Origin of the sequence: Micromonospora sp. WMMD980, from assembly GCF_029626035.1 — a bacterium.
Lineage (GTDB): Bacteria > Actinomycetota > Actinomycetes > Mycobacteriales > Micromonosporaceae > Micromonospora.
The window spans coordinates 586,099-604,285 of sequence record NZ_JARUBE010000003.1 but is presented as its reverse complement, the minus strand read 5'-3'; the positions used below and the strand labels follow the sequence as shown (position 1 = coordinate 604,285).

The following is an 18,187-nucleotide window of genomic DNA, read 5'->3' as shown; positions in this document are numbered from 1 at the left end:
CACCCCATGGCGCGCATCGTGGTCATCGGCGCCGGCGTGGGCGGGCTCGCCGCCGCCGCCCGGCTCGCGGTCACCGGGCACGAGGTCACCGTCCTGGAACGGGCCGGCACGATCGGCGGCAAGCTGGGCCGGTGGGCGCACCACACCCCGGAGGGGACCTGGCGCTTCGACACCGGCCCGAGCCTGATCACCCTGCCGCAGGTCTTCTCCGACCTGTTCGAGGCCACCGGCGCGAAGCTCGACGAATACCTCGACCTGGTCCCGCTGGACCCGATCGTGCGGCACGTCTTCCCCGGCGGCGGGCCCGCGCTCGACTCCTGCGCCGACCCGGCGGAGTTCGCCGCCCGGATCGGCGCCGCGTTCGGTGACCGCTCCGCCGCCGACTGGCAGCGGCTGTGGCGGCGCGCCGAGCGGGTGTGGGCGGCGTCGCACCGGGACATCCTGCGCCGCACCGTGGACTCGCCGCGCGACCTGGCCGCGCTGGCCTGGCGGCTGGGCGACCTGGCCGCCATCGGCCCGGGCCGCACGCTGCGCGGGCTGGGCCGCACGCACCTGTCCGACCCGCGGCTGCGGATGCTGCTCGACCGGTACGCCACCTACACCGGCGCCGACCCGCGGCGCGCGCCGGCCGCGCTGGTCGCCGTCCCCTACGCCGAGCTGGCGTACGGCGGCTGGTACCTGCGCGGCGGGCTGGGCACGCTCGCCGACGCGCTGCTGTCACGCTGCCTGGACCTCGGCGTGGTGGTACGCACCGACGCGGCGGTCACCCGGATCGACGCGGCCGGCGGCCGGGTGCACGGGGTCCGGGTCGCCGGTGCGGCCGCGCCGGTCCCGGCCGACGTGGTGGTGGCCAACACCGACGCGCTCACCGTCTACCGGGACCTGCTGCCGCACCCGCGCCGGCTGGCCGCGCTGACCGACCGCAGCCTGGCCGGCTTCGTGCTGCTGCTCGGCGTGCGCGGCGACTCCGGCCTGGCCCACCACACCGTCTTCCTCCCCCGCGACTACGACGCCGAGTTCGACGCCGTCTTCGGCGACCCGGGTCGCGGCGTTCGGGCCCGCCCGGCCGCCGACCCGACCGTGTTCGTCACCGCGGCCGACGACCCGGCGGTCCGGCCGGACGGACACGAGGCGTGGTTCGTGCTGGTCAACGCGCCGCGACACGGCACCGCCGTGGACGCGGTGGACTGGCGGCGGCCGGGGCTGGCCGAGGCGTACGCGGATCGGATCCTCGACGTGCTGGCCGAGCGCGGGGTGGACGTGCGGGACCGGCTGGTGTTCTCGGAGATCCGCACGCCGGCCGACCTGGACGCGGCCACCGGCGCGCCGGGCGGGGCGATCTACGGCACCGCGGGCGGCCTGCTGCGCCCGGCCAACCGGGGCCCGGTCGCCGGGCTCTGGCTGGTCGGCGGCTCCACCCACCCCGGCGGCGGCCTCCCGATGGTGACCCTCTCCGCGGAGATAGTCGCCGACGCCATCGGCCCCGCCTGGTAAGGCGAGGCCCCTTGTTAACGCCTCCGGTAGAGAAGGGGCCCCTTCTCACCACCCCGCCGGGCGGTCAGCCGGCGTCGACGAGCGCGCGCCGGACCGCGGAGAGCAACTGACCGAGGCCGAAGCCGGCGAGCAGCACCCACACCGTGGTGGCCATGGTGGCGGTGCCGGCGGTCAGGTCGGCGTCGATCAGCCCGGTGAGCCCGGCGACCAGCAGCCCGACCAGCGCCACACAGACCCGGGTGGGCCGCTCCCCCACGGTCACCGCGCCGATCTCCCGCATCCCGGCCGACACGGAGCGGGCGCGCACGTACTCGTGCAGCCAGGACAGGCCGCCGGCGGCGGCGACCAGCGCGCCGGGCGCGCCGAGCAGCCAGAACGCGATCAGCCAGGCCACCTCGCCGAGCCGGTCGGCGACCGAGTCGTAGACGTAGCCGAGCCGGGTGGTGCGGGCGGTGGCCACCGCCACCGCACCGTCGACACTGTCCGCCACGGCGGCGAGCAGCACGAAGAGCGAACCCAGGAACGGTCCGTCGCCGGTCCGGCCCACCAGCAGGGGTACGCAGAAGCAGAGCAGCACCCCGAACACGGTCACCGCGGTCGGACCGACCCGGAGCCGACCCAGCACGAAGCCCACGTGGTAGGCGAAGCGTAGCCAGGCGCGCACCACCGGCGCGGCGCTCCGGGGATCGAACCCACCGTGCAGCCGCGCCCACGCGGTCGCGTACTGGTCCCAGTTCAGCTGTGTGCCCACCACGGATCAACCGTAGAAGAGCGCTCCGGGTGTCGTGTGGCGGGTGGTCACACCCGCGCGTCGGCGCGCAGGCGCTGCCAGACCTCGCGGGTCGCGGTGGACCGGTTGAGCGTGATGAAGTGGATCCCCGGCACGCCCTCGTCCAGCAGCTTGGCGCACATCTCGCCGGCCTGCTCGACGCCGAGCCGGTGCACCGCCGCGGGGTCGTCGGCGACCCGGTCGAACCGCTCGGCCAGCGCCGGCGGGAACGGCGCGCCGGAGAGCTGCACCGAGCGCGCGATGGTGCCGATCTGGGTCACCGGCATCACCCCGGCCAGGATCGGGGTGTCGCAGCCGGTGGCGGCCACCCGGTCGCGCAGCCGCAGGTAGTCGTCGGCGTCGAAGAACATCTGGGTGATCGCGAACTCGGCCCCGGCCCGGCACTTGCGGACGAAGTGCGCGGTGTCGCTGGCCACGTCGGGCGAGCGCGGGTGCTTGTACGGGAAGGCGGCCACCCCGACGCTGAAGTCGCCGCTGTCGCGGACCAGCCGGACCAGGTCCTCGGCGTAGCGGACGCCCTCGGGGTGGGTGACCCACTCGCCGCCCGGGTCGCCCGGCGGGTCGCCCCGCACGGCCAGCACGTTGCGGACCCCGACCGAGGCCAGCCGGCCGATCACGTGCCGCAGCTCGGCGACCGAGTGGTTGACCGCGGTGAGGTGCGCCATCGGCAGCAGGGTGGTCTCGGTGGCGATCCGCTCGGTCACCGCGACCGTGGTGTCCCGGGTCGAGCCGCCCGCGCCGTAGGTGATCGAGACGAACGACGGGAGCAGCGGCTCCAGCTCGCGGATCGCCTGCCAGAGCAGTTTCTCGCCGGCCGGGGTCTTCGGCGGGAAGAACTCGAACGAGAAGGTGGGGCGGCCGTCACGGATCAGCTCCCCGATCGCCGGCTGGGGATTGGGGAGGACCGAGGGAAGACCGAGCGCCACGGACCGACTGTAACCGGACGGGGCCGGTGTGCCGAGGACCTTCCCAGCCCGCGAGCCGGCCGGGCGCGACGTCGTACCCCGGGGGTAGAAACGACGTCAGCGCGGTGGGCGGCCGGCGGCCGGCCGGGGGCCCGCGCGGGGGTCGCCACGACGGCGACGCGCCGGTGCGCCACGGCCGGGCGTCCGCGTCGCCACCGCGCCGTCGCCCGGAGGTCCCGATGATCCCGTCCCCGCCGTCCGGCCCCCGCCTGCTGGGGCCGCTCCTGGCCGAGCTGAGGGCCGCCCGTGGCTGGAGCCAGCAGCGACTCGCCGCCGAGCTGTGCGCCGCCTCCGGCGTGCCCACCCTCACCCGGCACGAGGTGTCCCGGTGGGAGCGCCAACTCCGGCTGCCCGGTGACTTCTGGTCCGCGTGGCTGGCGACGGTCCTCGGGGTTCCGGCCGAGCTGATCGCCGAGGCCACCGCGCGCAGTCGCCGGCTCGGCGCGGCGGCGGGCCCGGCCGGCAGGTCCCGGGCGCACCCGGGCCGCTCCGGGCCGGCGCGGGCGCCCCGGGTGCGGGCGGCGCGCCGGGGCGGCGACGGGGCACGTCCGGCGGGGACCGACTAGCGTCGGGGCGTGACCCACGCTGCTCCCGTCTCCCCCGTCGACCGTGCCGGCCTGCGCCAGCGGATCGACAAGGCGCTCACCGAGTTCCTCGCCGGCCAACGCGCCTGGCTCGCCGCCGTCGACGACGGCCTGCTGCCGGTGGCGGAGGCGATCGAGGCGTTCGTGCTGGGCGGCGGTAAGCGGCTGCGCCCCGCCTTCGGTTACTGGGGTTACCGCGGCGCCGGCGGGATCGACTCCGACCAGGTTGTCGCCACCCTTGCGGCGTTGGAGTTCGTGCAGGCCAGTGCACTGATCCACGACGACCTGATGGACCGGTCGGACACCCGGCGGGGTGAGCCCGCGGTGCACCGGCGGTTCGCCGCCCGGCACCGCGCGGCCGGCTGGGGCGGTGACGCCGACGCGTTCGGCGACGCGTCGGCGATCCTGCTGGGCGACCTCTGCCTGGTCTGGTCCGACGAGCTGCTGCACTCCGCCGGCCTGGCCCCGGCGACGGTGGCGCGGGCCCGGCCGGTCTTCGACGAGATGCGCACCGAGGTGACCGTCGGGCAGTACCTGGACGTGTTGACCCAGGCCACCGGCGACACGTCGCTCGAGCGCGCCGGCAAGGTGGCCCGCTACAAGTCGGCGAAGTACACCGTCGAGCGTCCGCTGCTGCTGGGCGCCGCGCTGGCCGGCGCGCCCGCCGAGGTGCACGCGGCCTACTCGGCGTACGGGCTGCCGCTGGGCGAGGCGTTCCAGCTGCGCGACGACGTGCTCGGGGTGTTCGGCGACCCGGAGCGCACCGGCAAGCCGGCCGGCGACGACCTGCGCGAGGGCAAGCGGACCTACCTGGTGGCGGCGGCCCTGGAGGCGCTCGACCCGGCCGGTCGGGAGTTGCTCCTGGCCGGGCTGGGCGCGGCGGGCCTGGACGCCGACGGGGTGGCCCGGCTGCGTGAGCTGATCACCGCGAGCGGCGCGTTGGCGCGTACCGAGCGCCGGATCGCCACGCTGACCGAGGGCGCCCTGGCCGCGCTGAGCGCCGTCGACCTGGACACCGAGGCGCGTCAGGCGCTGGTCGACCTGGCCATCGCCGCCACCCGCCGCGCCGACTGACCCACCCCGCCCCGGCTCTGATCGATCATGAGGTTGGCGGCGCGATCGGATCGTTTCCGCCGCCGACCGCATGACCGACGAGGTTCGGTGGTCAGAAGGCGACGGCCTGGGCGCGGCGCTTGACCTCGCGGGCCAGGTCGCCGGCGAGCGCGGCGGCCGGGGTGCCGGGGAGGCTCGGGTCCTCGCGGTAGAGCCAGCGCAGCGCCTCCTCGTCGTCGTACCCGGCGTCGGCGAGCAGGTTGAGCACGCCGGGTAGGTGCTTGAGCACGTTGCGGTTGGCCACCAGCTCGGCCGGGATCCGGCGGACGCCGTCGCGGCGCACCGCGAGCAGTTCCCGGTCCCGGATCATCTGGTGCACCTTGCTGATCGACAGCTCGAGGCGCTCGGCCACGTCCGGCAGGGCCAGCCAGCCGGCCGGGTCGGTCGGTCCGGGCAGGTCGGCACCGGTCTCGGCGGGTACGGAATCGGTCACCCGACCACCCTGCCACGTGCCGCCGCCAGACGGTGCACGGCACCCCCCGCACGCGTACCCGGAGCGTCCCGGTCCACTCCCGTCGGACCCCGGCGGTAGCATCCTGTTCAACCTTCACCGTCCCGACACATAGACTGCCTGCCGATGGACACACAGGTCGCCGACACGTTGCTGGGCTCGCTGCTCGACGGGCGCTACCGCATTCGCGGTCGCGTGGCCCGTGGCGGCATGGCGACTGTTTACACCGCCACCGACGAGCGCCTGGAGCGCACCGTGGCGATCAAGATCATTCACCCGAGCCAGGCGCCGCAGGCGCGGGCCCGGATGGCCGGCTTCGTCGAGCGCTTCACCGACGAGGCGAAGACCATCGCCCGGCTCACCCACCCGAACGTGGTCGCGGTCTACGACCAGGGCATCCACGCCGGCCTGCCCTACCTGGTGATGGAGTACGTCCGCGGTCGCACGCTGCGCGACGTGCTCGCCGAACGACGCCGGCTCGACCCGGACGAGGCGCTCGCGATCGCCGAGCAGATGCTCGCCGCGATCGCCGCCGCGCACCGCGCCGGTCTCGTGCACCGCGACGTCAAGCCGGAGAACGTGCTGGTCGCCGAGGCGCCCGCCGGCGGCAGCGGCAACCTGGTCGACAGCGTGGTCAAGGTGGCCGACTTCGGCCTGGCCCGGGCGGTCGAGGCGAGCGCCGAGGAAGAGAACGGCAACCAGCTCATGGCGACCGTGGCCTACGTGGCGCCGGAGCTGGTCACCCAGGGGCACGCGGACCCGCGCACCGACGTCTACTCCGCCGGCATCGTGCTGTTCGAGATGCTCACCGGCCGGGTGCCCTACGACGGCGACCGGCCGGTCGAGGTCGCCTGGCAGCACGTCGACCGCGACGTGCCGGCGCCGTCGACGCTGGTCCCGGCGCTGCCGCCGGTCCTCGACGCGCTCGTCGCCCGGGCGACCCGGCGCGATCCGGCGGCCCGCCCGGCCAACGCCGGCGCGCTGCTGACCGAGGTGCAGGCGGCCCGCGAGGAGCTGGGCAACCCGCACGCGCACACCGCCGTGCTGCGTCAGATCAGCGACGACACGGCGGTGCTGAGCCAGCCGACCCAGGTGGTCGCCGCGGTTCGGCCGGCCGAGCGGCCGGCCTGGGCCCGGCTGCCCGAGGGCGGCGGTGGGCAGCGCCCGCACCGGCGCCGGGCCGACGAGCCGGAGGGGTTGGGCGCCCGGCTGGCCGCCCTGCGTACCCAGGTCATGGGCTCACCGCGCGGCCGACTGGCCGTCGCCGCGGCGGCCGTGGTGCTGGGCCTGGTGGCCGCGCTCGGCGGCTGGTGGTTCGGGGTGGGCCGCTACACGGTCGCGCCGCAGCTGGTCAGCATGACCAAGGCCGAGGCCGAGGCGCAGGCCCAGCGCGGCGGCTTCACGCTGCGCTACGCCGACCCGCGCTACAACGAGACGGTGCCGAAGGACACGGTCCTCGGGCAGGCCCCCGGGTCCGCCGCCCGGATCGTCAAGGGCGGCACGATCACCCTGACGCTGTCGCTGGGCCCGGAGCGGCTGCCGGTGCCGGACGTGGTCGGCAAGGACTACGAGCTGGCCCAGGCCGACCTGAGCGGCGCCAAGCTGGTGCCCGCCAAGGGCGCCTCCCGCTACGACGACGCGCTGCCGGCCGGCGTGGTGCTGGCCACCGACCCGAAGGTGGGCACGGTGGTCAAGCCCGGGTCGAAGGTGACGCTGATCCTCAGCAAGGGTCGCGCCCCGGTCACCGTGCCCAACCTGGTCGGCAAGAACATCAACGAGGCGCGCGGCATCCTGGCGAAGCTCGAGCTGACCGCGGAGGAGAACTACAAGGACTCCGACAAGCCGAAGGACGAGATCCTCGGCCAGAGCCCGGCCGACGGCACCGGCGTGGAGAAGGGCGCCAAGGTCAAGCTGGAGATCAGCAAGGGTCCGCCCCAGGTGGCCGTCCCCCGGGTGGTCGACATGCCCTGCCAGCAGGCCAAGCAGACGCTGGAGAGCCAGGGCTTCCCGGTCAACGTGCAGCTCAACCCGAACGGTGTGGCCCGGCTGCAGAACCCGGCCGAGAACACCCCGGTGCCGCCCGGGACCACGGTCACGGTGACCTGCCTGTGAGCGTGCGGAACCGGGCCGACGACCGCAGGCGGGTGGGCTCGCACACCCCCACCTCCGGTGGGCTCGCCCGGGCGGCGCTGCCGTACGCCGAGGCGGCCGGCTCCGAGGTGGTGCAGGTCTACGTCGCCAACTCGCGCGGCTGGGCGCTGCCGGCCGGCGACCCGGCGCAGGACGCGCTGTTCCGCGACGGCTGCGGCGAGCGGGGCCTGCCCGTCTTCATCCACGCCTCGCTGCTGGTCAACCTCGGCTCCCCCACCCCGGCCACGGTCACCCGGTCGGCCGAGACGCTGGCCCACGCGCTGCGGCGGGGCCGGGCCATCGGCGCCGAGGGCGTGGTGTTCCACGCCGGCAGCTCGGTCGACGCCGGGCACGCCGAGGCGGCCCTGCGTCAGGTGCGGAAGTCGTTGCTGCCGCTGCTCGACGCGACCGCGGCGGCCGGTGGGCCGATGCTGCTTGTCGAGCCGAGCGCCGGGGGCGGCCGGTCGTTGGCCTCCCGGGTCGAGCACCTCGGCCCCTACCTGGACGCGGTCGACGGGCACCCGATGCTGGGCGTCTGCTTCGACACCTGCCACGCCTGGGCCGCCGGGCACGACCTGGCCGCCGAGGGTGGCATGACCACCACGCTGGACACGCTCGTCGACACCGTGGGCGCCGACCGGCTACGACTGGTGCACGCCAACGACTCGAAGGACCTGTGCGGCTCCACCCGGGACCGGCACGAGAACATCGGCAAGGGCAGCATCGGCGAGCCGGCGTTCGCGGAGCTGATGCGCCACCCGGCGACGGCGGGCGTACCGGTGCTGGTGGAGACGCCCAGCGAGAAGCACGTCGGCCACGCGGCCGACATCGCCACCCTCAGGCGCCTCCGCCCCTGATCGTCAGGCTCGCAGCGCCGCGGTCAGGACGTCCGCGGCGCGGTCGATCTGGGCGTCGGTGACGTCCAGGTGGGTGACCAGCCGGGCGGTTCGCGGCCCGAGCACCGAGATCAGCAGACCCTCCGCCCGGGTGGCGGCGGCGAGGGCGTGCGCGTCGAGCGGATGCTTGGTCAGGTCCAGCGGCACGATGTTGGTCCGCACCCCGGTCGCGAGCACGCCGTGCGGGGCGACCGCCTCGGCGAGCCGGGCGGCCTTCGCGTGGTCGTCGGCGAGCCGCTCCACGTGGTGCGCCAGCGCGTACCGGCCGGCGGCGGCGAGGATGCCCACCTGCCGCATGCCGCCGCCCATCCGCTTGCGCAGGAACCGGGCCCGGGCGATCTTCTCGGCGCTGCCCACCACCAGCGAGCCGACCGGCGCGCCCAACCCCTTGGAGAGGCAGACCGACAGCGTGTCGAACAGCACGCCGTACTCGGCCAACGGCACCCCGTCGGCCACGTGCGCGTGCCAGATCCGGGCCCCGTCGCAGTGCAGCGCGAGCCCGTGCTCGTCGGTGACCGCGCGCAGCCGGCGCAGCGTGGACAGCGGGATCACCCCGCCGCCGCCCCGGTTGTGGGTCTGCTCCACCGCGACCGCCCGGGTGGGCACCGCGAAGTAGCCGTCCGGCCGGATCATCCCGGCGACCACGTCGGGGTCCAGCTCCGCGCCCACCGCCGGCCAGGTCCGCGACGAGATTCCGGAGTACGCCGCGGCGGCGCCGACCTCGTACGTGACCACGTGCGCGTCGGCGTCGCAGAGCAGCTCGTCGCCGGGCGGGACGAGCAGTTGCAGGGCGAGCTGGTTGGCCATCGAGCCGCTCGGGGCGAACAGCGCCGCCTCGTTCCCGAACAGGGCGGCCACCTCGGCCTCGAGCGCGGTCACGGTCGGATCCTCGGCGTAGACGTCGTCGCCCACCTCGGCGGCGGCCATGGCCTCCCGCATCGCCGGCGTCGGCCGGGTCACGGTGTCGGTCCTCAGGTCGATCAACGACTCATCCACGGTGTTTCCTTTCGGCTGCCGACTGCGGGGCTCGCAAGCTCACTCCTCGCGTCAGCCACTGTTATCTCTCCGGCTGCCGACTGCGGGGCTCGCAAGCTCACTCCTCGCGTCAGCCACTGTTATCTCTCCGGCTGCCGACTGCGGGGCTCGCAAGCTCACTCCTCGCGTCAGCCACGGAGCATCTCCGCAACCAGGAAGGCCAGCTCCAGCGACTGCTGGGTGTTCAGTCGTGGGTCGCAGGCGGTCTCGTACCGGTCGGGCAGGTCGAGGTCCTCGATGCCCTGGGCGCCGCCGAGGCACTCGGTGACGTCCTCGCCGGTCAGCTCGACGTGCAGGCCGCCCGGGTGGGTCTCCAGGCCGCGGTGCACCTCGAAGTAGCCGAGCACCTCGTCGACGATCCGGTCGAAGTGCCGGGTCTTGTAGCCGTTGGAGGACTCGTGGGTGTTGCCGTGCATGGGATCGCACTGCCAGACCACCTTCGCGCCGGCGGCGGTGACCTTGGCGACGATGGGCGGCAGCGCGTCGCGAACCCGGTGGTTGCCCATCCGGCTGATCAGCGTGAGCCGGCCGGGGACATTGTCCGGGTTGAGCTTCTCGCACAGCTCGATCGCCTCGTCCGGCGTGGTGGTGGGGCCGAGCTTGACGCCGATCGGGTTGGCGATCCGGGAGATGAAGTCGATGTGCGCCCCGTCGAGCTGCCGGGTCCGCTCGCCGATCCAGAGGAAGTGCCCGGACAGCCCGTACGCCCGCCGGTCGGAGATGCGGGTGAGCGCCCGGTCGTACTCCAGCGCGAGGGCCTCGTGCGAGCAGTAGAGCGTGACCGTCCGCAGGGCCTCCTCGTCGGTCATCCCGCAGGCCCGGATGAAGGCGATGGCCCGGTCGATCTCCCGGGCGATCGCCTCGTAGCGCTCGCCGGCCGGTGACCGCCGGACGAAGTCCTTGTTCCAGTCGTGCACCGCGTGCAGGTCGGCCAGGCCGCCGGCCAGATAGGCGCGCAGCATGTTCATCGCGGCGGCCGAGTTGGCGTACGCCCGGATCATGCGCTGCGGGTCGGCGACCCGCGCCTCGGGCGTGGCCTCCAGCGAGTTGATCATGTCGCCGCGGTAGGCCGGCAGGCCGCGGGCGTCGGTGGGCAGGGACCGGGGCTTGGTGTACTGGCCGGCGACCCGGGCCACCTTGACCACCGGTAGCGACGCGCCGTAGGTGAGCACGATCGCCATCTGGAGCAGGGTGCGGGCGTTGGCCAGCAGGTGGCTCTCGGTGTTGTCGGCGAAGGTCTCCGCGCAGTCGCCGCCCTGGAGCAGGAACGCCTTGCCCTCGCAGACCAGGGCGAGCCGCCGCCGCAACTGGTCGACCTCGTAGGGCGCGACCACCGACGGCACCGTGTCCAGCACCGTGCAGACCTGGGCGACCTGGGCCGGGTCGCCCCAGGGCGGGGTCTGCGCGCGCGGCAGCTCACGCCAGCGGTCGAGGCCGAGGGCCACGTCCTCGGCGGAGTCGGCGGTCGGGCGGCTGGTCTGCAGACCCGGGCTGCCCACGGCGGGGTGACTCAGCTGGTGCCACTCATGGCGCATGCCGGAAAGCGTACGGCGACCGCCCGGCCCGCCCGACGCCGAGGGGGACGGTTCCGGTGCGTGGGAGACCGGCGCCACACCCGACCCGGCGGTCAGGGCGTGACGGCCGGCTGGGCGGAGTTGCCGCCCGGCGCCTCGCCGGCGATGCACCAGTCCGCGCCGGTGCGGGTGACCGTGAACAGCAGCGACCGGGTGGCCTTGCGTGATCCCGCGGCCACCGTGACCGTGGCGCTGACCTCCTGGCCGCGTGGCCCGGTGCGGACGTCGGTGATGGTGGCCTGCGGCACCGTGAAGTGGTCGGCGAAGTCGCCGTTCGGGCCGGTGGCGGTGGTGTCGAAGGCGGCCTGCAGGGGCGCGCAGAGCTGGCTGCGGCCGGCGGCGGCGTCGCGGGCGGCCAGCGCGTCCAGGTATGCCTGCACGCGTTCCCGGCTCTTGGCGGCGGCCTCCTCGGCGGGTGCCCGGCCGGTGGGCGTGGCGGCGGTCCCCGCGTCGTCGTCCGAGCCACAGCCGGCCAGGCCGGCCGGCAGGAGCGCGAGCAGGACGGCGGCGGTCGCCACCCTCCGGTGCTGCTGACCCATCGGTCCCTCCCATCGGCTCGGGGGCATCGCGACGTGCCCGGGCCGGCGAGTCTGTCACACCTGGCCGCGCGCCGGCCGCCGGCCTCCCCATCCTCGCCGCGATCGCCCCGCCCGGCCAGCCGGCACGCCCGTCGACCACCGACCCGACTCGGCGATCACTAGTCTCGGATGGCGCGGCGGCACCCGACCGCGCCCTTCCGCGGAGGTGACCGGCCATCCTCACCGTGACGTCCGTCGACACCACCCGGCTGCCGCCGGCCGAACGGTTCGACTTCTGGCAGGACCTCGTCGCGCGGCAGTCCTCGACGGCCACCATCCGCAGCGCGCACGCGGGTGACTTCACCGCCTCGGCGCGGGTGATCGAACTCGGCACGCTCCGTCTCGGCGTCTGGCGTTACCCGTCGCTGGAGTTCACCCGCCCCGCGCACATGATCGACAGTGGCGACCCGGACCTGTACCAGCTCGTCCTGCCGCTGTCCGGGCGCGGGGTGGTGACCCAGCAGCGCCGCGAGGGGCCGCTCGACCCGTCCGCGTTCGCCCTCGTCGACACCGTCCGGCCGCACGGCTCCCGGCTGCGGCCGGACGCCGCGACGCCGGGCGCGGTGGAGACGTTGACCGTCCTGGTGCCGCACCGGGCGTTGCCGCTGGCCCCGCGCCGGCTGACGGACCTGCTCGCCGCGCCCGTCCCGGCCGACGCCGGGATGGGCGCGCTGCTCGCCGCGTTCCTGCGGCGGATCGCGGCGCACCCGGAGCAGTACGCGCCGGCCGACGCCTGGCACCTGGACCGGATCGCCCTGGACCTGATCGGCGGCGTCCTCGCCGCGCCGCTGGACGTCGAGCGGGACCTCTCCGTGGACGCCCGGGTCACCGGGCTGCGGGCCCGGGTGGCGGCGTTCGTCCGGCGGCACCTGACCGATCCGGCGCTCTCCCCGGCCGCCGTCGCGGCGGCGCACCACCTGTCGGTGCGGTCGCTGCACCGGCTCTTCGAGGGCACCGGCACGACAGTCGGCGCGCTGATCCGCACCGGCCGGCTGGATCGGGCGGCCCGGGAACTGGCCGATCCGGGGCTGGGGCGGCTGAGCGTCGCGCAGATCGCCGCCCGGTGCGGTTTCGCGCACCCGGCGCACTTCAGCCGCGCGTTCCGGGCCGCCTACGGGCTGTCCCCGGGGGAGCACCGGGAACGGGCCGTGCGGGGGTGACCACGCGGGCGGGGAGGGGCCGGTGCGGCCCCTCCCCGCCGGGTGGGTGGTGCGTCGGCCCTCGGTTCACCGAGGGTTGGTGCGTCGCCCTCGGCTCAGCCGAGACCGCCCTTGATGGCGCCGATCAGCTCACCGTTGCTGGTGTCTCCGGAGAGCTCCCAGAAGAACGCGCCACCGAGGCCCTGGGTGTTGGCGTAGCTCATCTTCCCGCCGATGGTGGCCGGGGTGTCGTAGCTCCACCAGTTGCTGCCGCACTTGGCGTACGCCGTGCCGCCGACCGTGGCCGTGGCCGGGCAGGTGTTCTTGAGGACCTTGTAGTCCTCGATGCCCGCCTCGTAGGTGCCCGGCGCCGCGCCGGTGGCGCTGCCACCGGGAGCGGTCTGGGTCACCCCGGTCCAGCCCCGGCCGTAGAAGCCGATGCCGAGCAGCAGCTTGTTGGCCGGCACGCCCTTGGACTTGAGTTTCTGGATCGCCGCGTCGGACCAGAAGCCCTGCTGCGGGATGCCGGTGTACGAGTAGAGCGGCGAGTGCGGGGCGGTCGGCCCCTGGGCGGCGAACGCGCCGAAGTAGTCGTACGTCATCGGCATCAGCCAGTTGAGGTTCGTCGCCGCGCCGGCGTAGTCGGTCGCGTCGATCTTGCCGCCGTTGCTGCCGTCGGCGGTGATCGCCGCGGTGACCAGGAAGCTGGAGCCGAACTTGGTCCGCAGCGCGGAGACCACGTTCTTGAACGCGTTCGGGCCGCTGCTGTCGCACTGGAGGCCGCAGGCGTTCGGGTACTCCCAGTCGATGTCGATGCCGTCGAAGACGTCCGCCCACCGCGGGTCCTTGACCAGCGAGTAGCAGGAGTCGGCGAACGCGGCCGGGTTCTGCGCGGCCTGGGTGAAGCCGGCCGACCAGGTCCAACCGCCGAAGGACCAGAGCACCTTCAGGTTCGGGTACATCTTCTTCAGCTTGCGCAGCTGGTTGAAGCTGCCGCGCAGCGGCTGGTCCCAGGTGTCGGCGACGCCGTCGACGCTGTCCGCCGCGGTGTACGCCTTGTCGTAGTCGGCGTAGCTGTCACCGATGCTGCACCGCCCGCCGGTGGTGTTGCCGAAGGCGTACAGGATGTGGGTCAGCTTCGCGGCCGAGCCACTGGTGTGGATGTTCTTGACGTGGTAGTTGCGGCCGTAGACGCCCCACTCGGCGAAGTAGCCGACCACCTTCTTGCCCCCGGTGGGTGGCGTGGTGGTGGGCGGCGTGGTCGTCGGCGGCGTGGTGGTGGGCGGCGTGGTCGTCGGCGGCGTGGTGGTGGGCGGCGTCGTCGTCGGCGGGGTGGTCGTCGGCGGGGTGCCGCCGCCGGCGCAGGAGCCGCCGTTGACGGTGCAGTTCAGCGGCCCCTTGTACGCCCCGGTGCCGTTGTAGCCCCAGCTGAAGCTGGCGCCCGCCGCGAGCGAGCCGGCCCAGCTCTTGTTGACCGCGACGTAGTGGTTGCCGCTGCGGGTGACGTCGGCGTCCCAGGAGCTGCTGATCGAGGTGCCGGAGGGCAGGTCGAACTCGATGCGCCAGCCGTTCACGCTCGCGCCGGTGCCGTTGGTGACGGTGACCCGTCCCTCATGACCGGTCCCCCAGTCCTGCACCTTGGTGAACGTGGCGGTGACGCTGCCGGCGGCCGACGCGGTGGTCACGGGCACCGCGGCGACCGCGAGCGCGACCACGGCGCCGGTGGCCCAGAGGGCCCGGCGGAGCGATCTCTTCATACGGCGTCTCCCCAATAGTTAGGAAACTTTCCAAATTGATTGCTGAGACGCTACTCACGCCGTCATCAGTTCGTCAAGATGTAGATGCGTCGATTTCACGGGTGGCGCGGGGTGAGCCGCCCGACGGCCCGTAGCCTCGTCGCATGACCGTTTTCGACGTACCCATCGACGCCCTCACCGGCGGCCCGGCCGACCTCGACCGCTACCGCGGCCGCGCCCTGCTGGTGGTCAACGTGGCCTCCCGCTGCGGCCTCACCCCGCAGTACGCGGGCCTGCAGGCGCTCTCGGACGCCTACGCCGGGCGCGGGCTCACCGTGCTCGGGGTGCCGTGCAACCAGTTCGCCGCCCAGGAGCCGGGCGACGCCGCGGAGATCGAGGAGTTCTGCCAGGTCAATTACGGCGTCACGTTCCCGCTCACCGAGAAGGTCGACGTCAACGGGCCGGGTCGCCACCCGCTCTACGCCGAGCTGGCGCCCACGCCGGACGCCGAGGGGCACACCGGCGACGTGCGCTGGAACTTCGAGAAGTTCCTCGTCGCGCCGGACGGCACGGTGGCCGCCCGGTTCGCCCCGCAGGTCACCCCCGAGGACCCGGAGCTGCGCGCCGCGATCGAGAAGGTCCTGCCGGCCTGAGCGCACGGCGGAGCGGCATGCCCCCGCGTCGGGGCATGCCGCTCGGGCCGGGCGCCTCAGGTCAGCCGGCGGCGGACCGGAAGACCGGGTAGTAGCCGCCGGACTGCCCCGCGGCGGTCGGGTGGTAGGAGATGGTCAGATTCAGCACGTTCAACGCGTGCAGCCACTTGGTGCCGTAGCTGCACAGCTGGTGACCGACGAAGATGGACCGGACGTCGGCGAACGTGAAGCCGGCGGAGGTGGCCGCCGTCCGGGTGATGTCGTCGAGCAGGTTGATGCCCTCGTTGATCTTGGCCCGCGAGGTCGCGGTGAGCCCGACGCAGACGGTGCCGAGCTGGTAGAAGACCGGGTAGCCGACCACCACGACACGGGCCGAGGGGGCGCGGCTCTTGATCCCGTTGTAGACGTTGGCGAGCCGGCCGGGCATCTGGGTGCGGGCCACGTTCATGGCCGAGTTGACGGCCGCCACGCACTGGGTCTCCCCCTGGAGCACGCAGGTGCTCATGATGTTGGCGAAGCCGACGTCGTTGCCGCCGATCGTGACGCTGACCAGCGTGGTGGTCGAGGAGAGCGCGGAGAGCTGCCCGTTGATGACGTCCGAGGTGGTGGCGCCGGAACAGGCGACCGAGCGGTACGAGGCCGGCCGGATGTTGGCGTTGTAGAGCGCCGGGTACGCGTTGGTGCTGCGTAGACAGTTGCCGCTCTCGGAGGTGTAGCTGTCGGCGCCGACGCCGGAGGCGTACGAGTCGCCGAGCGCGACGTAACGGTCGGACGGGGCCGCCTGGGCGGGGGCGGCCAGTGACAGCGTGAACCCGACCGAGGCGGCCAGGGTCAGGGCGATGGTGGCAAGACGGGATCTCCGCACGTCGCACTCCTGGGGTGGGAAGTGGTGGTGAGAGATTGATATCAATGAGATCACCAAACATGGAAGATCACCGATTGGCGGTCTCCGTTCATTGAGACTTGTCCATACAAATCGATGCCGTTCCATGGCGTACGAATGAAGGTTTCCGCCGGGGAATGCCGACGGGCGCCGCCGGGGTTGGCACCGGACATGACGACTGTGGGACTGATCGGCAGCGGCAACATCGGCGGCACGGTGGCCCGGCTCGCGGTGGACGCCGGCCACGAGGTGGTGCTCAGCAACTCACGCGGCCCGGACACACTCCGCGACCTGGTGACCGAGCTGGGCCCCCGGGCCCGGGCGGCCACCCCGGCCGAGGCGGCGGCCGCCGGCGACCTGGTGGTCGTCACGATCCCGCTGCGGGCCTACCGCGAGGTGCCGGCCGCGCCGCTCGCCGGGAAGATCGTTATCGACACCAACAACTACTACCCGGACCGCGACGGGAGCCTCCCGGAGCTGGACGACGAGTCGACCACCACCAGCGAACTGCTCCAGCGGCACCTGCCGGAGTCGCGCGTGGTCAAGGGCTTCAACAACATCTACTTCGCACACCTGCGCGACCTGGGCCGCCCGGCTGGCGCGGCGGACCGCACCGCCCTGCCGATCGCCGGTGACGACCCGGCGGCCAAGGCCGCGGTCACCGCGTTCCTCGACTCGCTGGGCTACGACGCCGTCGACGCCGGACCGCTCGCCGAGGGCTGGCGGTTCCAGCGCGACACCACCGCGTACGCCGGCATCTACGCCACCGACGGCGACTGGGCACGACCCGCGACCGTCGACGCGCCACGGCTGCGCGCCGCCCTCGCCGCCGCCCGCCGCTACGCCGACATCTGACCCACGCGCGCCCGGCGGTCGGTCACGATCGGCCGCCGGGCACCGGGCTCGTCGTCGGCCGCCGGTTCGGACCGGCGGCAGCGGCACGGACCGGGCGGTTCAGACCGGGCGACGGCCGGCGAAGCCGCACTCCACCCGGTGGTACCAGCGGACGTCGGTGTCCCCCTCCAGCCAGCACCAGAGCACCGCCCGACCGTCCCGCTCACCGGGAAAGTCGAGCAGCACCGGGGCGATCCCCTTGACCTCGATGTCGTGCTGGTGGAACTCCTCCACCACGGCGTGCAGGCGGGCCTCCAGCGCCTTCACCTCGGCGAGCCCGCCGAGCGCGCTGGCGCCGTGGTCGGCCAGGTCGACCCGCAGCTCGGCGAGGTCGGCCCGCAGCTTGATCAGCTCGTCGACGCGGGGCCGCAGGGTGGCCACCAGGTGTCGCGCCTGGGCGAGAGTGAACACCGGGCCAGTATGGGGCACGGAAGCGGCGCTCGGCGGGGTCGGTGCCTCACACCTGGGCGGCGAGTTCGCGAGCCCGGTCGCGCGCGGCCTCCAGCGCCGCCAGCATGGCCGCGCGTACGCCGTGGTTCTCCAGCTCGCGGATCGCGGACATGGTGGTGCCGGCCGGCGAGGTGACCGCCTCGCGCAGCTTCACCGGGTGCTCGCCGGAGTCGCGCAGCATCACCGCCGAGCCGATCGCGGTCTGCACGATCAGCTCGTGCGCCACCTGGCGCGGCAGGCCGAGCAGGATGCCGGCGTCGATCATGGCCTCGACCAGCAGGTAGAAGTAGGCCGGGCCGGAGCCGGAGAGCGCGGTGACCGCGTCCTGCTGGGACTCCGGCACCCGGACCGTCGAGCCGAGCGGGGAGAACATCTCCTCGGCCAGGGCCAGGTGCGCGCCGGTGGCGTGCGCGCCCGGCGAGATAGCGCTCATCGCCTGGTCGACCAGGGCCGGGGTGTTGGTCATCACCCGCACCACCGGGGTGCCCTCGGGCAGCCGGCGGTTGAAGAAGGCGGTCGGCAGGCCGGCGCAGAGCGAGATGACCAGCTTGCCGGCCGGGACCTTCGGGCCGATCTCGTCGAGCAGGGCGGCGGCGTCCTGCGGCTTCACCGAGACGGCCAGCACGTCGGCCTCGGCCACCGCGGTCGGGTTGTCCACCACCCGCACGCCGTAGCGATCGGTCAGTTCCTGCGCGCGGGCCGGTCGGCGCGCGGTGGCGAGCAGCCGCTCCACCGGCCAGCCGGAGCGGAGCAGCCCGGAGAGCATCAGCTCGCCGATCTTGCCCGCGCCGATCACCGCGACCGTGTGCCCGCCCACCCGCG

The 18,187-nt window shown here is 74.0% G+C and carries 18 protein-coding genes; 8 read left to right on the top strand and 10 right to left on the bottom strand.

Going from position 1 to position 18,187, the window contains the following annotated elements; translation table 11 throughout:
• Positions 1–6 precede the first annotated feature (6 nt).
• A complete protein-coding gene (crtI, locus tag O7618_RS03360; protein ID WP_278104472.1) occupies positions 7–1,494 on the top strand; it encodes a phytoene desaturase family protein in 1,488 nt (495 codons plus the stop codon).
• Positions 1,495–1,558: 64 nt separating this feature from the next.
• On the opposite strand, the gene O7618_RS03355 is transcribed toward crtI, so the two are convergent.
• A complete protein-coding gene (locus O7618_RS03355) occupies positions 1,559–2,248 on the bottom strand; it encodes a CDP-alcohol phosphatidyltransferase family protein (RefSeq protein ID WP_278104471.1) in 690 nt (229 codons plus the stop codon).
• 44 nt (positions 2,249–2,292) lie between these two features.
• Positions 2,293–3,210 carry a methylenetetrahydrofolate reductase [NAD(P)H] gene (metF, locus tag O7618_RS03350; RefSeq protein ID WP_278104470.1) on the bottom strand — a complete coding sequence of 306 codons (918 nt, stop codon included), beginning with the start codon at positions 3,208–3,210 and terminating at the stop codon, positions 2,293–2,295.
• Between the two features lie 218 nt (positions 3,211–3,428).
• On the opposite strand from metF, the gene O7618_RS03345 reads away from it, so the two are divergent.
• Entirely contained in the window at positions 3,429–3,815 is a 387-nt protein-coding gene (locus tag O7618_RS03345) for a helix-turn-helix transcriptional regulator (RefSeq protein ID WP_278104469.1), read from the top strand.
• A gap of 9 nt (positions 3,816–3,824) precedes the next feature.
• Positions 3,825–4,907 carry a polyprenyl synthetase family protein gene (locus O7618_RS03340; RefSeq protein ID WP_278104467.1) on the top strand — a complete coding sequence of 361 codons (1,083 nt, stop codon included), beginning with the start codon at positions 3,825–3,827 and terminating at the stop codon, positions 4,905–4,907.
• A 91-nt stretch (positions 4,908–4,998) separates the two neighbouring features.
• On the opposite strand, the gene O7618_RS03335 is transcribed toward O7618_RS03340, so the two are convergent.
• The gene (locus O7618_RS03335; RefSeq protein WP_278104466.1) at positions 4,999–5,379 is read right to left on the bottom strand and encodes an Rv2175c family DNA-binding protein; all 381 of its coding nucleotides are present in this window, start codon (positions 5,377–5,379) and stop codon (positions 4,999–5,001) included.
• A 144-nt stretch (positions 5,380–5,523) separates the two neighbouring features.
• Between O7618_RS03335 and pknB the strand changes: the two genes are divergently transcribed.
• The gene (gene pknB / locus O7618_RS03330; RefSeq protein WP_278104465.1) at positions 5,524–7,509 is read left to right on the top strand and encodes a Stk1 family PASTA domain-containing Ser/Thr kinase; all 1,986 of its coding nucleotides are present in this window, start codon (positions 5,524–5,526) and stop codon (positions 7,507–7,509) included.
• Positions 7,510–7,511: 2 nt separating this feature from the next.
• Positions 7,512–8,384, top strand: coding sequence for a deoxyribonuclease IV (locus O7618_RS03325; protein WP_278109893.1), 873 nt, complete (start codon positions 7,512–7,514; stop codon positions 8,382–8,384).
• 3 nt (positions 8,385–8,387) lie between these two features.
• Here the strand turns inward: O7618_RS03325 and O7618_RS03320 are convergent, their stop codons facing one another.
• The 3 genes from O7618_RS03320 to O7618_RS03310 all read right to left on the bottom strand — a co-directional run bounded on the left by O7618_RS03320 (position 8,388) and on the right by O7618_RS03310 (position 11,571).
• Complete coding sequence (locus tag O7618_RS03320) at positions 8,388–9,407, bottom strand: GntG family PLP-dependent aldolase (protein ID WP_278109892.1); 1,020 nt, start codon at positions 9,405–9,407, stop codon at positions 8,388–8,390.
• A 179-nt stretch (positions 9,408–9,586) separates the two neighbouring features.
• The gene (locus tag O7618_RS03315) at positions 9,587–10,993 is read right to left on the bottom strand and encodes a 3-deoxy-7-phosphoheptulonate synthase class II (RefSeq protein WP_278104464.1); all 1,407 of its coding nucleotides are present in this window, start codon (positions 10,991–10,993) and stop codon (positions 9,587–9,589) included.
• A 92-nt stretch (positions 10,994–11,085) separates the two neighbouring features.
• Positions 11,086–11,571, bottom strand: coding sequence for a hypothetical protein (locus O7618_RS03310; RefSeq protein ID WP_278104463.1), 486 nt, complete (start codon positions 11,569–11,571; stop codon positions 11,086–11,088).
• Between the two features lie 224 nt (positions 11,572–11,795).
• On the opposite strand from O7618_RS03310, the gene O7618_RS03305 reads away from it, so the two are divergent.
• A complete protein-coding gene (locus O7618_RS03305; RefSeq protein WP_278104462.1) occupies positions 11,796–12,770 on the top strand; it encodes a helix-turn-helix domain-containing protein in 975 nt (324 codons plus the stop codon).
• A 95-nt stretch (positions 12,771–12,865) separates the two neighbouring features.
• Here O7618_RS03305 and O7618_RS03300 read toward each other — a convergent pair whose 3' ends face one another.
• On the bottom strand, positions 12,866–14,506 hold the full coding sequence (locus tag O7618_RS03300; RefSeq protein WP_278104461.1) for a glycosyl hydrolase family 18 protein: 1,641 nt from the start codon (positions 14,504–14,506) through the stop codon (positions 12,866–12,868).
• 143 nt (positions 14,507–14,649) lie between these two features.
• Between O7618_RS03300 and O7618_RS03295 the strand changes: the two genes are divergently transcribed.
• Positions 14,650–15,138, top strand: coding sequence for a glutathione peroxidase (locus O7618_RS03295; RefSeq protein ID WP_278104460.1), 489 nt, complete (start codon positions 14,650–14,652; stop codon positions 15,136–15,138).
• 61 nt (positions 15,139–15,199) lie between these two features.
• Here O7618_RS03295 and O7618_RS03290 read toward each other — a convergent pair whose 3' ends face one another.
• On the bottom strand, positions 15,200–16,003 hold the full coding sequence (locus tag O7618_RS03290) for an SGNH/GDSL hydrolase family protein (protein ID WP_278104459.1): 804 nt from the start codon (positions 16,001–16,003) through the stop codon (positions 15,200–15,202).
• A 135-nt stretch (positions 16,004–16,138) separates the two neighbouring features.
• Here O7618_RS03290 and O7618_RS03285 point away from each other — a divergent pair, with 135 nt between their 5' ends.
• Positions 16,139–16,876, top strand: a complete 738-nt coding sequence (locus O7618_RS03285; protein WP_278104458.1) for an NADPH-dependent F420 reductase — start codon at positions 16,139–16,141, stop codon at positions 16,874–16,876.
• A 99-nt stretch (positions 16,877–16,975) separates the two neighbouring features.
• Here the strand turns inward: O7618_RS03285 and O7618_RS03280 are convergent, their stop codons facing one another.
• Positions 16,976–17,326, bottom strand: a complete 351-nt coding sequence (locus O7618_RS03280) for a DUF2203 domain-containing protein (protein ID WP_278104457.1) — start codon at positions 17,324–17,326, stop codon at positions 16,976–16,978.
• Between the two features lie 46 nt (positions 17,327–17,372).
• On the bottom strand, positions 17,373–18,182 hold the full coding sequence (gene proC, locus O7618_RS03275; RefSeq protein WP_278104456.1) for a pyrroline-5-carboxylate reductase: 810 nt from the start codon (positions 18,180–18,182) through the stop codon (positions 17,373–17,375).
• Positions 18,183–18,187: the final 5 nt, after the last annotated feature.